The 18,072-nt window shown below is 42.6% G+C and carries 3 protein-coding genes and 2 pseudogenes; all 5 read left to right on the forward strand.

Going from position 1 to position 18,072, the window contains the following annotated elements:
- Positions 1-8: 8 nt before the first annotated feature.
- The 5 genes and pseudogenes from CZ502_RS07930 to CZ502_RS07940 all read left to right on the forward strand — a co-directional run bounded on the left by CZ502_RS07930 (position 9) and on the right by CZ502_RS07940 (position 18,070).
- The gene (locus CZ502_RS07930) at positions 9-3,530 is read left to right on the forward strand and encodes a YSIRK-type signal peptide-containing protein (protein ID WP_076461334.1); all 3,522 of its coding nucleotides are present in this window, start codon (positions 9-11) and stop codon (positions 3,528-3,530) included.
- A 3,455-nt stretch (positions 3,531-6,985) separates the two neighbouring features.
- Positions 6,986-12,064 (forward strand): annotated as a pseudogene (locus CZ502_RS11010) (mucin-binding protein); the annotation flags it as partial.
- A 495-nt stretch (positions 12,065-12,559) separates the two neighbouring features.
- Positions 12,560-13,000, forward strand: a pseudogene (locus CZ502_RS11015) (MucBP domain-containing protein); the annotation flags it as partial.
- A gap of 51 nt (positions 13,001-13,051) precedes the next feature.
- Complete coding sequence (locus CZ502_RS11020) at positions 13,052-13,408, forward strand: LPXTG cell wall anchor domain-containing protein (RefSeq protein WP_438267736.1); 357 nt, start codon at positions 13,052-13,054, stop codon at positions 13,406-13,408.
- A 690-nt stretch (positions 13,409-14,098) separates the two neighbouring features.
- Positions 14,099-18,070, forward strand: coding sequence for an MBG domain-containing protein (locus CZ502_RS07940; protein ID WP_076461337.1), 3,972 nt, complete (start codon positions 14,099-14,101; stop codon positions 18,068-18,070).
- Positions 18,071-18,072: the final 2 nt, after the last annotated feature.

Consider the following 18,072-nt stretch of genomic DNA (forward strand, 5'->3'; position numbering starts at 1 on the left):
TTTGATAAATGGTATCGAAAAATAACCAATGGAATAAAATGCAACAAGAAGCTGACCGGGTGCCGCACTATGGGTTGCGGAAGCTGTCGGTTGGGGTAGCAAGTGTCTTGCTGAGTACGACATTACTGTTCGGGATGGCAAGCACAGCGCACGCTGATAATGCGCCGTCGAATACTACTGCGGCCACCACAAGCACAAGTAGTGCAGGTGACACAGACGTGCAAAGCGAAGGGGAGACACCAGCACAACATAATGCGCCAGTTGCTAGCGGCGTAGGGGATGAAACTGCAACTACGCCGGAAATGCAGACATTTACTGTTCCGCAAGCATCTTCACCAGTATCTAAGCAAGCTTTGGCTGAAAGTAAAGCTGAGAAGACAACAAATATTAATTTTCTTGACGAAAATAGTGACTATAAAGATACGGTAACTGTTGAAACTGGAAAAGATGTTCAAGTAAACTTCCAGACTAATGACTATGTTGATGGTGATAAATTTACTTTCAAAATTCATCCATCATCTGACGGAATTGATATTTCTAACACATATAATTTAACACCAGCTGATAATCAAAAAAATAAAGCAACAGTTAGTAAAGTAAGCGAAAACGTAAATGAATATGAATTCAGTGACACGATGAAGGGTTCTGGTACCTACAATCAAATTATTGCAATCAAAACAAATGGTACTTTTGACCCAACAGTCGTACGCAAGGATGGAACTTACGAAATTGCCATTGACGTGTATAAAAATGGTCAAAAAATTAAAAACACTACTTTCAAACAAATAGTCCATCATAAGCCGTACATTTATTGGCAAAATAATAATGGTGAAAACGATAGTCTTCACAACATTTACACTATGGATCATCAATATGTTTCAAATGGACAAGTTTTACCTAATGTTGACTATCAATGGCGCTTGGCTGCTGGAATTAATCCAATCTTTAATCAAGGAACAACATTAACGGTTCCAGTGCCAGAACATTTTATTCTAAACGAAGCAAAAACTAAGGCTAACAGTCCTAAATGGTTTAAAGACTACGGTCATCTTTCGATCAAACAAGATGGAAATAAACTTATAATTACATTTCCTAAGATCAATGACGACCAGTTAAAAGAATTAAAACTTAGCGCTTCTCAATCTGCTGAGAACTATCCTGTTCAACATGACTTCTATATCGTCGGTAAAATTGATCAAAAAGTAGCTGATAAGACAACTATTTCTGGTGCTGATGATATCACTATTAAAAATGAGTCTGATCAGGATCACACCGTGCCACTTAAAGCCGTTCTTCTTGGTACAAATAATACTATCGAAAATACTCCAATTGGTGATTTGCTTGCGGGAAACATCACTCCAGACCAGCACAATGAAAAATTACATAAATACTTCCCTGATCAACCCGAATGGATTACTACCAGAGAAGATAGTGACAAGGGTATCCACGCATTAAATAGAAACGTAAGTATAAGCAGTCAAGCTAATGAAACTCTTAATGGCGTTGATGCAACGGTTATTGTGCCAGATGGTATGAATATTTCTACCATTGTCAATAATGACACCAGTGATGCAAATCCAGTATTCCAATACGAATACACTGATGGCTCAAAGTCTGATAAATTTACTAAAGATAACATTCCTACCGCTCCAGCTGGAAAGTTTATTAAGAATATTCATGTTCATTCAGACAAAGTTGACCCATTCCACAAAATGTTCAGCATTGATTTAATGGGTGTTTTAGCAAAACAATACCGTGGTGATAATAATGGAACTGCTGAAAAGACTGACAAGTCTCAACCTGCTAAAGGTGATAAGGTAAGTAATTTAGATCAATTAATTACTAAAATTGCTCTTACTCTTCCTGACTCAAAAACTAATCCAAAACATGATCCAACAAGTAACGACAGCGTTTGGTACCAAGGCCAAATTGTTTTAGATAAAAATCCGGATACAGATATCCATTTTAATCAAAACGAAGCAGAAGCCAATCAGCCTAGTAAACAAGCCGGTGCCACAGGCGGTACTCTGACAATTACGCAACTTGATGTTCAGGACGAAGTTCCTAATTTAACTTACCATGTAATCATACCAATAAATGCAGTACTTAATCCTGATAACCCTATCAGCAACTTGCCTAAAAACGCTACAGTCAGCTACTTTGATGTTAACGGTCGAACTGTTGTTAAAATTCAAATCAAGGGTGGTAAACGTGAAGATATCATTAATAAACCATTTACCTTACATTTAGACAATGCAGCCGTAATCAATAATAAAACTCTTAAGAGCTACTGGGATGTATATGTTACTGTACCAGATGGACAAAAAAGCTATGATCCTTTTGATACAGATAACCCATCTTACATTTACAGAGGATATCCTGAAGACGAAGAAGATCTAAAAACCGATGCCTTTGTTGAGAACAATAAGAATTCATACTGGGCATATACTAGCAATCATGAATGGAGATTAGTAACTGCCACAGTTACCCAAACAACGACTGAAGCTGTGGGTAACTTGCTTCCCTCCTATGCTGCAGTTGGTAAATCTGACGATAAGGGCTCAAAGAACATGAAGTTCAGCTCCACGATTATGAATGCTGATTCTAATGACGTAACACATCTTACTACTATTCTTAGAATGCCGAACACTGAAGATGGCAAGTCCGAATTTAACTTTAATTTACAAAAGCCAGTTAAAGTCATAAATGTAGCTACTGGCCAAGAAGTTACTGAAGGTGTTCAAATCTTCTATACTACTAACAAAGATTATAAGTCTAAGAAAATGGCAGATATTAGTAAAGATGATTGGCAAAATGATTTCACAAATAGTCTCCCTGCTGATCCTTCAACAGTCACTGCAGTCGCTGTTAAAATCGCCAAAGTTCCAACGCAGGCTTTCTATCGTGTAGTTGCTGAAGGGACTGATCCAACTTTAAGAACCGATGCTGGTAAGACTGCATACGTAGCTAACAAGATTTGGTCTGATCAATTATTACCAAAGAACGTTGAAGCTGGTAAGACAAGTACTGATGATGACACATCCCTTTCAGCAAAAATTACTGTCTTCGGAGAATCGCACATCAAAGTTAAGTTCCGTTATCAAAAGCCAGACGGCTCTTATGAGTACATTGACGGTGACGATTTAGTCTTAGAAGACAACAAGGATATTCTTAAAAAGGAAGATCTCTTTAAGAAGATTTTGGGTATTGATTCAGATACTTTAAAGAAATACGGACTTGATTCGAAAGATATCAATAAGCTCAATGACAACCCTGAATTCAGAAAAGAATTAACTAACAGATACCCTGGCCTTTCAGACTATGCAATTGATTTCACTAAACCTAGCGATCCAAGTAATCAAAACGGTGGTGACGTTGCTAAATGGGGTGACACTTCTACTTGGTACTTTGATGGTAACCAAGTGACATTTGACTTAACCAAGCTCGTTAACTCAAGTCCTAATGTTACTTTGTCACGTGAGACTACTTTTGTATCAAGTAAAGATGACTCAAAACTTAAGAACCGTTAAATGAAGCAAACATTGACGCTGACTCACTTGATATCAGTTACGATCCATTGACTAAGGATTACATTGTTTATGACATTAGTAATCACCTTTCATATAAAGAATATGAGCCAAAAGATGATGTTTCTAACTACAAATTGGATAACGCTGATGCTAAATTAGATGGTCCTAGTCATACGGACATTCAAAAGGTCTTGGAAGATAACCGTGGCACTTTATTTGAAAGTTCGCACCAACATGGTATGCGTGTTGATATCACTAAAGATGAAAAAGGTCAATTCAAAGCTTCTGAACCAGTTGAAGATGACTCTCTTGAACCTGGTAATATCTCAGTTGTTTACCATCAAGTAGCTCACTATAATCCAAAAGTTAACGTTTCAATTAGTCGTGAAATTGATTACGTTTCAAACGCTACTGGCATATCACTTCAGGATACAACTAAGAAAGATAACTTCAACTCAACTACTATTTCAACTGAATATGATCAAAATACTAACGAACTTACCAACATGAGTAACGTTCCAGACAATTTTGATTACAGTAAAGAAAATGCACCTGAAATTGGCGGTTACACTGTTGATCCATCAGATAGTGAGTTAACTGGTCCTCAAGATGCTGACATTCAAAAGATTTTATCTGATAATCAAGAGCAACTGTTTAACTCTAAGAGTGAGCATGGTTTCAAAGTTGAAGTTACTAAAGTTGGTGACAAGTACACTTCCAAGGTAACTGAAGATGATTCACTTGAACCTGGCAACATTTCAGTTGTTTACCATCAAGTAGCTCACTACAACCCAAAGGCAAAGATTTCAATTAGTCGTGAAATTGATTACGTTTCAAATGCTACTGGTAAATCAATTCACGATCCTGCGAAGAAAGATAACTTTAATTCAGCTACAATTACGACTGACTATGATAAAGACAGTCATAAGATTAATAGCATCAGCAACGTAGGTTCTGATTTCGATTACAGTGAAGACAATGCACCTAAGATTGACGGTTACACTGTTGATCCAACAGATAGTAAGTTAACTGGACCTCAAGATGCTGATATTCAAAAGATTTTAACTGATAATCAAGATCAATTATTCAATGCTGGCAACAAGCATGGTTTCAAAGTTGAAGTTACTAAAGACGGTGACAAGTACACTTCTAATGTCGTTGAAGATGATTCACTTGAACCTGGCAACATTTCAGTTGTTTACCATCAAGTAGCTCACTACAACCCAACTTTTGATGTTGAAATTAACCGTGAAGTTGATAGTGTATCTGCAATTGATGGTACAGAACTCAAAGATCCAGAAAAAGAAACTAACGTTGCATCCGGTACGATTATTGTTTCTTATGATCCGCAAACTCATCAGGTTAAGCCAAATGGAACCAAAGTGTCTGATAACATCGAATATGGGACAAAGGATCCAGATCATATTCCGGGATATGCAACTAATGGCTCAATTCCAGCAGTAAGTACTAATGATATTAATAAGGCTATTAGTGAACATAGCGAAGAATTATTCAATCCAAATAATAAACACGGTAAGACAATCACTATTGATCAAATTACGGGTAAAACTACTGTAACTGATAATGATAAGGCTCCTGCTGGTAAGATCACGGTTAACTTGAAGCAACAAGCTAAGTACATCCCTAGCCACGCAAACTTGATTACTATGTTCCCTGGCCAAGATAATACGCTGGAAGTTGCTGGCAATATTGGTAAAGATGGTAAGCCAAGTGATGACATTAACTTTGAGACTACTGATAATGACTTGAAGAAAGATGGTTACACTTACAAGGTTTACTATGTAGACGGCACTTATGACAGTAATGGCTTAAAGGATGATTATAAGTACTTGACTGAGAACTGGATTCAAGGGTTGGATGGCTATGATACCTTAGCTGACGCACAAAAAGCACATGGGTATGATGACATAGCAGACGGAGATACAAGCAATGATGGAACTAAGTCATTTGCTAAATTCAATACGCAAAACTTCGTTGTTGTTTATACGCCAGTTAACGAGCAACCACAAGACATTTACATTACCAGTGACAACGATCCTTATGCTAAGAATGATGCCTTGAAAGATTTCGCTATTCCAAAAGATATTGTTTCTGATAAAGACCAGCAAGCAAAATTGATCGCAGCGATCAAGAAGGCTCAAGAAAATCCTAAGGCTGACCAAGATACATTGCAGCAAATGTTGGAAATGGCAGAAAACGGTAACTTTGCTCAGCTTTACAAATTATCGGGCAAGAGCTCACAGTTCCCATTTACTGATGATAATTTCGGTTCACAGGGCTTTAATGAGCGGATTCATATTAATGAAGAAGGTAACCAGATTCCTGTTTATCCATTTATTGATGAAAGTAATGCTGGTCAATCATCACTTAATAATAATTCCCCACTGTATGTCCGCAATGGTCACTATATTCAAAAGGTAACTTTGACTGATAAGAACGGTTCTGGTAATAAAATCACCATTACTCATACGGTTGATCCTGATAAATTAAAAGAAAACAGCAGCTTTGATAGTGACTGTATCGGTGACTCGGCAGTATTAAATCTTATTGATTACTTAACTAATAAAGATTCAGGCAATACTGATTCACTGCCGCTTAACGATCAAACTAATAGCGCTTGGACTATTTCTGTCGATGGTTTAAATAGTTCAACAGTTACTACTGATAAAGATGGTAACAAATACCTAACTATTAGTAATGGCGACCGTTTTGTTTACAACAATACTGAATATGATGGTAAGACGGATTCTGACCCACAGATTATTAATCTGCACTATGCTCCAATTGTATTATCTGAACAGAATCCTGATAGCACTTACCAGTCAGTCACTATTCACTATGTTGATGTAACTGATCAAGACCCAATGGATGAAGAGACTCGTCGAGGAATCTTTAATGACTACGGTGTTAAGTTACCTGATGGCACCAAATATGCTTATAACTACAGTAATGGTTACGAACTTGATATTGATGATGAAGGCAACGATGGCGTTAAGGCCAACTTGACGATTAACGAAAACCATGATGGCTACACTTATGACAATAGCGAGCAAGATGCCAAGATTCTTGAAAAATTGGCTAAAGACGGCTATTACGTTGTTCAACGCGATAAGGAAACTACTGGTCAGCATAACTTTGACCAATATGCTTCTGATATTAGTACGCATGAATACAATGGTAATGAACTGTATAATCCCCTCGGTTCTGGTGGTTACTCTAACCAAAACTACTATGTCTACCTAGTAAAGGGTCAGAGAGTAAATTACAAGGTCGTCCTTGAAGATAAAGATGGTAATGAAAAAGAGACTTTAGTTCCAGAAAGTATCCTTGGACTGGGGCAAACTGGCGACAAGTTCTCAGAAACAAAGTCTGGCGTAGACCAAGTCAACTCTAAGACTTCAATTAGCGATCGTTACCAAGCAATTATCGAAGAGATGGCTAAGAAGTATCCTAACTACACGGTAGTAACTAAGGATAATCCGAATACCAAGTTAGCTCAAACAGACGAAATCGGTACTGAGGAAGCCTTTGGTGATGGCGATATCACTAAGACTATCTACCTTGTTCCTAAGTACGGTAATGTGACGATTCACTATGTTGACGTTGACGGGGATGCCCGTAAGAACCCTGACAAGAAGGAATTTACTTCTACTGATGGTCAAGAACTTGGTGAACACAAGCAAACGCCAGTAGATGCAGACACGGAATACGGTACAGACTACGAAAATACTCCTTGGAATTACGACAAGGCTGGCTATGAATTAGCTACTGTTGAACTTCCAAGTACTGCCACTAAGGGCCAAGTAAATGATGGCACCAAGGATATCTATGTTTACTTGAAGCACAAGCAAAGTGGTCTTACGACGCAACCTAAGACAGTGAATGAAACAATCAAGTACGTTGACCAAGATGGCAAGCCACTTCCAAAGGATGTCAAGGACACCACTAGTCGTGAAATTACCTTCACACCTGAAGGTTACCACGATGATGTGACAGGCAACGATGTCATTATTGGATGGGCTTCATCTGGAGCTATTGTCAACGGTGGTTTTGACAAAGCCCCAACCACGGCTGAAGGTTATGACTTAGACCAAGAAGCCACTAACGGCGACAAGGATAATCCTGAAAATATCTTCAATAATGATAAAGATGTTGCAGCTGTTCCTGTCACCCATGAATCAGATGACGTAACTATTACGGTTCACTACAAGCAACAGGCTGAAACCCACATCCATTACATCGATGTCAATGGCAGTGACAAGACTTCAGGCTTCAGCAAAGACGACGGTACAGCAATCGACGGCCACGATGTTGATCACATCGGTCACATCAATGACTCAATCTTCCCTATTGGCCAGACCCCATGGGACTACGAAAAAGCTGGTTGGGTTCTTGCTGAAAATCCATCAAACGTTAACCAGGACATGAAGTTAACTAAGGATACTCCACACGATGTCTATGTTTACTTGAAGCATGACACCACTGACATTAAGGATCCAAAGAAGATCAATGTCACTGAAACAGTTCACTATGTTGACGAAGATGGTAACCCAGTTAAGGATGAAAACGGTCATGATATCGTTGAAACCAACAAGCAAAACCTTACTTTGACCCAAACTGGTAAGTACGATAAGGCTATCAAGGAAAACATCCCTGATGGTTGGAGTGCAGATAAGAAGGGCTTCTCTACTCTTCCAACTAAGGATGTTCCTGGCTACGATGTCGACAAAGTTTACCACAAGGATCAAAACAGCATAAAAATTGACGATAAAGATCAAAATGGTAAATCTATCAAGGAGGTTTACTACGATCCATCCAAGGTTAAGACTGACGAAACCGAAGATCAAAACGTCGACGTTTACGTAGTTTTGAAGAAGCAGGCTAAGACAGCTGTTCACTACATTGATGTTGAAGGCGTAAATAAAGATGCCAAGGATCTTACTTCAAAAGATGGTTCAACTATCGAAAACAAAGGTCATGACTTCACTGTCAAAGGCCACGTTGGTGATACGAATGTCTTCTCAAACAAGCTTTGGAAGTTTGATCAAAATGAATGGGAATTTGTGACTCAAAGTCCTGAAATTGACAAAGGCAAGTTGACTGACAAAACTCCTTCAGACCTTTACATTTACTTGAAGCATAAGCATAGTGCAATCAAGACTCAACCAATGACTGTCAACGAAACTGTTCATTACGTTGATCAAGATGGCAAGTCAATTAAGGATGATTCGACTGCTAAGATGACTTTGACTCCTCAAGGTTACTATGATGAACATACTAAGAAGGATGTCATCACAGGTTGGAAGGCAGATCTCAAGGATTCTAAGTTCCCTAACTTTGACACTGCAATCAACGGTTATGACATTGATAAGGACAAGACCAAGTCAACTGATGTAACTGGCGATTACAACAAGGTTAAGGAAGTCCCAATCACTGTTGAAAACAATCAACAACCTAAGGATGTTGATATTACTATTTACTACAACCAAAAAGCTGAAACTCACATCCACTACATTGATGTAAATGACAGTAAGAAGACTACTGGCTTTGACAAGAATGATGGTTCAGCTATCGATGGCCATGATGTTAACCACGTAGGTCACATCAACGATTCAATCTTCCCTGACGATAAGACTCCATGGGATTACGCTAAAGACGGCTGGGTTCTTGCTGAAAATCCATCAAACGTTAACAAGGACATGAAGTTGACCAAGGATACACCAAATGATATCTACGTCTACTTGAAGCATGTCACTAGTGATCTAACTCCTAAGACCATCAAAGTGACTGAAACGGTTCATTATGTTGATGAAAATGGCAACCCAATCAAAGACGAAAAGGGTCAGCCAATCACGCAAGTAAATGACCAACACCTTACTTTGATTCAAACTGGTAAAAAAGATAACGTCACTGGAGATAACATCCCTAATGATTGGACATCCGATAAACCTGGTTTCTCTAGTCTTTCATTTGATAGCAAGCCAGACGGTTACGATGTCGACTATGTTTACCACAATGATCAAGATGGTAAGAAGGTTGAAGATGGCGAGTCCATCAACGAAATCTCCTACGATCCAAGCAAGGTTGCTAAGACTGCAACAGAAGATCAAAACGTCAACGTTTACGTAGTTTTGAAGAAGCAGGCTAAGACAACTGTTCACTACATTGATGTTGAATGTGTCGATAAAGACGCTAAGGACCTCACTCCTAATGATGGCTCAACGATTGATAATGAAAGTCATAATTTTACAGTCGATGGCCACGTTGGTGACGACTTCTCCGACAAACTTTGGGGCTACGATTCAAATGAATGGGAATTAGTAACGCAAAATCCTGAAATCAATGGTGGCAAGTTGACTGACAAGACTCCATCAGACCTTTACGTTTACTTAAAACACAAGCACAGTAACCTCCAAACTCAACCAATGACTGTTAACGAGACTGTTCATTACGTTGACCAAGATGGCAATTCAATCAAGGGCGACTCAACCGCTGAGATGATTTTGACTCCGCAAGGTTACCACGATAACCAAACAGGCAAGGATGTCATCACTGGCTGGAAGTCAAACTTAACTAATTCTGAATTCCCAATTCACAAGACTCAGGTTGATGGCTATGATGTGGACATGACGAAGACTGCGGCTACTGATGTGTCAGCTAACCACAGTGAAGTTAACCCTGTCAAGATTTCAGTAGGCAAGGACAACGAGAAGCCTAGTGACGTCGAAATCACCGTGCATTACCAAAAGAAGTCATCGCTTAAGATTAATTACGTTGACGTAAATGGCCTCAATCAGGACCATTACCAAGACGGGAAAGTAATCGAAAATGGTCAGCACGATATCTCCTTAGCTGGTCATAAGGGGGACGCCGTCTTTAATAACGGTGCTACGCCATGGGACTTTACTAAGGACGGTTGGAAACTTGTCAAAGAGACCAGTCCAGTCAAGTCAGACTTAACCCTTGGCGATCAGCCGCGGGAAATCACCGTTTACCTGGTTCACGGGCAAACGACGACGAAGCCGCAAGAAGCGAAGGAAATCATTACTGAAACCAGCCAAACGCGGACGATTAACTACTACGATGACAAGACTGGTAACCCGCAAACCGGTGCTGGTTCACTAGCCGGTAAGGGAGCTAAGAGCATTACGCAAAAGCTTAACTGGAAGCGGACACCGGTCTATGACTTAGTTGATGGTCACCTCCTTGGCTTTGCCCAACTGGATAAGGACGGCAATCCAATGATGAGCCCATTTGGGATGTTCTTATTGTTGCCAACGGGTGACGAAAATGATCCAGCCTCATGGACACCAGTTTCACTGGAGCAAGATGGTAAGAAGCAGTCATGGGATAAGAACGAATTCCCAGCAGTTGAATCACCAGACTTGACCAAGCACGGTTACCAAAAGGACCAGTCGAAGAAGCAACACGCGGACGATAAGCAAGGTCAACTGGTTGAAGCAGCGGCTGCGGACCCAAGCAAGGGTAACCAGACGCAAAACATCTTCTACGTTCATGACCAAACGCCAGTGACCCCTGCGGACAAGCCAACTTATCCTGCGAACGCGCAAGATAAGAAGCTGACCAAGGTAACGCAAACGCGGACAATCCACTACCTTGACGATGTTAGCGGCGAAAAGGTCCATGATGACGTGGTTCAGACGATTACCTGGTCACGGACACCGGTTTACGATGCCGTTGATGGTTCATTCATCGGCTATGCCGGCAAGGACGGTAAAGTTGATCCAGCATTGAACGATGAAAACTCATGGGTGGTAACGTCAACTGACAGTAACTACCCGGCAGTTAAATCACCAGCAGTTACTGGTTACGCGAAGACGCCATCGCTTATTCGCCATACTGCTGATGGTAGCGGACAAGAAGTCTTAGCCGCTGACGGGGTACCGGCTACTGATGACATCGTCGTTAATGTTTACTACTTCCACGATACGGAAGAAGTAACGGCGACGAAGACGGTCAGTGAAACAATCCACTACGTCTACAAGGACAGTGGTAAGCCGGCCGCCGCTGATAAGACGGTTAAACTCAGCTTTAGCAGAAGCGGGCAAAAGGACAAGGTCACCGGCAAGACCACCTGGGGTGAATGGACGCCTAGCCAGGACTTTGCCAGTGTCACTAGCCCGACAATCAGTGGGTACACACCTGACCAGCACATGATTGACGCGCAAACGGTCGGCCACGACTCTCAGGACCTTGACTTTACCGTTTACTACAGCAAGGATACGGTAACGACGCCTGGTGAAGATCAACCGACGACGCCGGAAATACCATCCCCGAAGACCTATACTTGGACGATCGAATACGTTGACGAAAACGGCAATAAGATCATCCCGGATGTCCAGGACCCAACTGCCTTCCACGATGGTGACCAATTCGACGGTGCTAAGCGCAGCTACGATAAGACCACGATCAGCAAGGATGGTCAGACTTACGAACTAGTCGCAAGCAAGCACGCGAGCGGTTCAATCGCTGGTGGGGATGTCACGACGACCTATGTCTACAAGCTAGTGACGTCAGAAGAACCGGGTGAGCCCGCAACTCCTGAAAAGCCTGGCAAACCCGACACACCAGTTGTACCGGACCAGCCAAGTCAACCAGGGGATGGGGAACCAGCTCAGCCAAGTCAACCAGGTGAAACACCGGGTGATAAGCCAGAAGAGCCAACCCACCCAGGGACACCCGAAGAACCGGTAACGCCAACGACGCCGGATACCCCTGGTGATGAAACGCCAAGCAAACCAGCAGGACCGAGCGAGCCTGACCAGCCGGGTGAACCGACAATTCCGGATGTACCAGCTACTTCGGAAACACCGACAACACCGGACCAACCAAGTACAGCGGAACCTGGTCAACCTGCGGAGCCGGGCACCCCAGGGGAAGATGTTCCTCCAACGCCAGAGACGCCGGTAACGCCAACGACACCAAGTGAACCGGACCAGCCAAGCACGCCAGTTCACGATGGCCGGTACATGTTGACGATTCGCTACCAGGATGAAGATGGGAACAAATTACAACCGTCAGTAACCGATAGCAACAAGTACCAAGCTGGTGAGGCGTTCAATGCAGCAGCGTTCGAGCAAGCCGAGATTACCAAGGATGGGAAGACTTACCAACTCGTGCCAGCCAAGAGCTTCAACACGACTGGTGAGTTTAGCGACCACAGTGAGTTGACCATCTACGTATACCGGGAAAAGGGTGCGGCACCAAAGACGACCCTTAAGTTGACGATTAAGTACCTTGATGAGTTCGGTAACGAGATTGCGGAGACCGTTAATGGTGGGGATGCCTTCAAGAATGGCCAAGACTTTAACAGTAATGGTCACCTGAAGACGACAATCACCACCGCTGACGGGAAGGTCTACAAGCTAATCGCCAAGAAGATCTACAACGCGGTCGGAACATTCGGCGATAGTGACGAGACCACCGTCTTTATCTACCAACTCGTCGCTGATGGCAATGCGACATCGGCAGAACCTGCAGTGCCAGGGACACCGGCTGACGAGCCAAGCCAGCCAACTAACCCAGTAACGCCGGCAGAACCGACAGGACCGTCTACGCCAGCTGATTCAGCTAGCCCGGCCCAATCGACGACAGCAGGAAGTTCTGCTAGCGCCACACCGGTAGCCGATGGGCAAGCAAAGGCAACGAGTGCTGCTAGTCCAGCGGTAACGAAGACGGTTGCGGACGCAAGCCAGTCGACACCTGCCCAAGCAACAGCGGCAAAGCAGTTGCCACAAACGGGTAACGCTAACGCGAAGGCCGTGATGGCACTGGGTATTGGCAGCCTGATTGGCGCACTTGCTGCTGGCCTTGGCTTAGGCAAGAAACGGCGGTAATAAATCAAGATAGCGAGCTCGAAGAAGCGTTTAGACTTTCAACTAAACGCTTCTTTTTTTACGGCAAAATTGGGCACGCTTTCAGTTTGATATTTTAGGCGATAAAGTGCTTACGAATTCATTGGCGGTTAAAGACGCAGTAGTTGCGTATGGCCCTATTTTATTGTAAGGTAAATATGTTCCAGTCACTTGATAAGCGTTGCCCATTCACGGGCATGTACAAGTGAGATATTTAACAGTTTATTGTTGGAAAAACTTTATTTATTTTAAAACGATTTTTATAGTTAATTAATAAACTTTTCGTTGAATGCGTGTTATGATAACAGGTGAAAACTATAACGGTTGTGATTGCAAAATCATTTTTGACCGAATTGTTGGGATAGTAAAGCACTGTTGGTTGATAATTACGCAAACAATTCATTAAAGAACTAATAACACGAAATCGGGGGTTGATAATGATTTCCAGATTTAATTAACGGAAGTTGCGGTATGACACGAGTCCTCACCATTGGTTACAAGGGTAATCAGGCGAGGATTTTCTGCAATCTTTCAGCAAAGTTCGTGATAATAGTTCTTGATATGTGGAATGTGATTTTTGTTCTTCCGAAAATGATAAATAGGGTATCTAATATCGAGAGAGAAAGATTATTTCGGTGAATCGATCACAAGAAAGTAAATGGGGGAAATACGATGGGTAAGAATAACCGTTTAAATAACGTCAATTCGCAAAGAAAAAATTATCGCCTCTATAAGGCAAAGAAGCAGTGGATTACTGCCTGTGCGACCTTCTTCTTCACCTTAGGGGCCAGTGCGGCCGTAATGACGTCCAACGCGGCGGCTGCGGATGACCCTGCGACAGGGACAACGAGAGAACCGCAAGTTGAGGAAGTGAACAGTAGTGCTAGTAGTAGTGCAGAAAAGTCAGATACGCCTGCTGTTGCTTCATCTTCTCCAGAGGGTAGTAATGCAGCAAAACAGGGTGATAGCTCAGCAGCGTCAAGTGCTTCAGTAGCGGGAGAGCCGCAAAAGTCTAATGTCCCCGAGCAGCCAGGAGCAGCTAGAAGTATACCAACGGTCAGCTTTGCGGCTGCACCAGAAAGCAATACAAACACAGAAGGCGATACAAACATTGCACCAGAAGGCGTTCAGTCGATGGATGAAATCACAGGTGAAATGAACGCTGTCATGAAGGGGACAGATATTGCTGGCAACGCCGCCGTCTTTATCAAGAACGCCGCCGAGTTGAAACAAGCTGGTGCCAAAATCACTTGGGAAAAATCACTTACCGAATCTGTCGACCCAAATGGTATGGGTAACATCTTATCCGGCACAGTTTTGGTGACTTATGAAGATGGCAAAACAACTTCTGTCAATGTTTCAGCATATGCCCTTGCCCCAGCAATGACCCTTAATGGTGCGGCTAATAATCGTTATTACTACATCAATAACATTGGTGATGGAGCACCAACTTCAGCCCAGCAACCAGATGCCAACGGGATGATGATTTACGATCCAAAATGGAATGAAAAAGATTCTGCAGGCAACGATTTGAATCGGACGACGATTTTAGTCCCTTATATCGGAGATGACACCACAAATAGTCTTGGCTTTAATTTTGATGAGTTTTCGATCGAACTGCCTAAGCAGATTGATACTTCATCAATTGGGATTAAGTTCTTTCAGGTTAAGATTACACCTAACCAATCCAACCCCACCCAGTATGCTAATTTACTTAACACCGGTGCGGTTACCGTTAATATTCCATATTTAGTAAAGGACTTACCACTAAAAGCGGATACGGGCCAACCAGTCTATGTTCAAAAAGGTAATAATGGAGCCGTATCTGCGGGTGACAAAGGTGAAGGTTACTTCGATTCAACGGTTGCTGATGCCTCAAGTGAAAACTCGACTGGTTTTGGCCGCTACTTCTATGGTACAGCTGCTAATGGTTACCAAGACTATGCCTTAGCTTATGCCCTTGGGATCGGTGCTGTTGGTGATTTTAATAATACCCCAGGTGCGCCCAATCCTGATGCGGACTCGATGGAAATCTGGATCAATGTTCCGAATGCTGAACACCATAAATTCCAAGTAATTCAGGTTGCCCCAAAGGATCTGCCAGATAGTAATCCACTATATATCTTTAGGGATTCTTTCAAGCTTCCGCAGTATCAACCGGGTGGTCCAATGGCTATACAAGGACCTAGTGCAGTAGTTAACGCGCTGAACGATAACGACAATTTAGAATATGTCAAAAATGAGATGTTGCCGGCCATCGACGGCCAGGTTACTGGATCTTATATTAAGAATGCAAGTCCTGCAGTGCTGGATTCTGATAACAATCGGCATTTCACCTTCAAATATAATCCATACTACGGTGGTTTCGTAGCAAGCGGGCAAAGCCAAATCCCGCTGTTGAGTACTAGCAACTCAGCAAATGTTACCATCCCTTTTAGAGATGAAATTGCTAAGGCTTTTGACAGCCTCGGCACTAATAGCTCATGGGGGCAGCTTAGTGGCGGTGGTGGCTATGGCCCAATGAATCTTAGAGCGATTCTTCGCTCTAAAGAATATCTAGACAGCATGTACTATGCTCAAGATGGCGACATTTACATCATTGACCGTCCAGTAGCTAAGGATGTGCAAGACAACATTATCGACGTTTCTAACGGGGGCGTTACTCTAACCGGCGACAAAGCTGCAATTTTACTCAAAAATCCGACAACTTTAGACGGTAAGTGGCCGGCTGGTACGACCTTTACTTGGGTGTCGGACGCAACTGGTAAAACACAAGCTGATCCAATGACTTTTGATAAGGCTGGTGAGACGAAACAAGGTTTCCTCAAAGTCCACTTGCCGATGCCAAATGGGATAAGTGACGGCCAACAAAAACGCTGGTTTGACGGTGTAATTGAAGTCACTGCCCAAAGTAAGGCCAAAACGTACAACCCAGGTGGTGACTTTGCTTACGGTGAAGCCAAAACCGCTGCAGAATTAGTGCAAAACAAGAGTGCCTTCCCAGACGGCACCACTTTCCACTATGCTGGTAAGGATGCAAAAGGCAACATTTGCTATCAAAATAGCGATGGTAACTGGGTTTATGAAGTTAAAGACAGCGAGGGTAAGGTTCAACAAGTGGCCGCATCTGGCAAAGTCACTTCCACAGAACCTGACTGGACTAAGTGGGGTGAATACTCCAACGTCTACATCTACGCAGATTATGCTCAGACTGATGTTAACGGTAATGTGGTTGGCCGCGCCCAATCAACGCCATCACACGGAATCGTCACTATCGACCGCTTCGTTAACTACTACGTAGTTGAAGGTGGCGACTTGCCCACTGATCCAAGTACCTTGGTTCAATTTGACGCAGATGTTCTTAAGGACAACGAACTAACCTTTAGTAAGGGATTTACCGAAGTAGGCAGTGATGCAGCTGCTAACTTGAGCAACGAGAAGTCGAACCAAGCACAATTTACAGTTAACATTAAGAATAAGAAACTTGGCACTACCAATACCGTCAAGGTTTACTTGAACGTGGTCGTCATTCCAAAGATTGATGGAGTAGGTAACCAATGGTTCAACGCTAATGGTAGCCACAACCAAGATGTTGATACTGACCACCAAACTGGCGATTACACTATTGCTAACAAACAAGCTGCAAGCAAGCTGACTGACTACACTGCTGCTGATGCTTCTTACATCGGCTATGACTTCCATAAAGATCCTAATAATCCTAACGAAGGAACATTCTCAGAAGCAACGAAGGAGTACAAGCCAGGGATGACAGTGACTGGTTTAACTCCCGAAACTGGTGAACTAACTGGTGGTAAGCAAACCGCCATTGTCCGCATTGATGTGCCAAAGGGTGCTCACGGCGGTAACGGGATTGTCATCCAAAGCGATAGCAAGGGAGATTACTACAACTTAAAAGTGCCAATTAACGTTATCTTCAAAGGTGAGATCACGCTTTCTGGACCACAAACCGTCACTTACAATGGTGAAGCGCAGAAAATCAACCAAAAAAAGGCAAAAGGCAAGTATCTTGGTGAGCTCGACATTAGTAATCCAGCTTCTGATAAAAACGTAGATAAGATAACAAAAGTGTCTGTGGAACTCACAGCCGATGATCTGCAATTCTTAGACGAAAATGGCGACCCTCTGACGACTCCAGTGATTAATGCTGGCACCTACCCTGTTCTCTTAACTAAAAGTGGGGTTGACAAGGTTGAGAAGGAAATTGCAGAGAAGTCAGAGAAAACTGGCTACAAGTACGACTTTAGTGACACCAAGCCTAACATTGCTGACTTTGTGGTTGAAAAGGCTAAAGTAGGGGTAACTGTGTCTGCTGCGGGCAACAAGACCTATGACGGCAAGGCTGTCACTGACCTTAAGCCATCATTGACAATTACTACTGTTAATGGCAAAGAGCCGTTAGGACCGATTACTCTGCCAAACGTTTCTGATGTAACTAAGCTTGGTTTAATAGCCGGAGAAGACTACGAATGGTACTTGAGTGACGCTAAAGGCAATAAGATTGGCAGTGCATTAACAGAGGCTCCGACTAACGCAGGTAACTATACTATTGGATTGACCGAGGCTGGTCAGAACAAGATTGCTAATTTAAACAAGGATAATATTGAGTGGACTGTCAAGACCTAGGG

Source organism: Limosilactobacillus caccae (assembly GCF_900156885.1).
Classification (GTDB): Bacteria; Bacillota; Bacilli; order Lactobacillales; family Lactobacillaceae; genus Limosilactobacillus; species Limosilactobacillus caccae.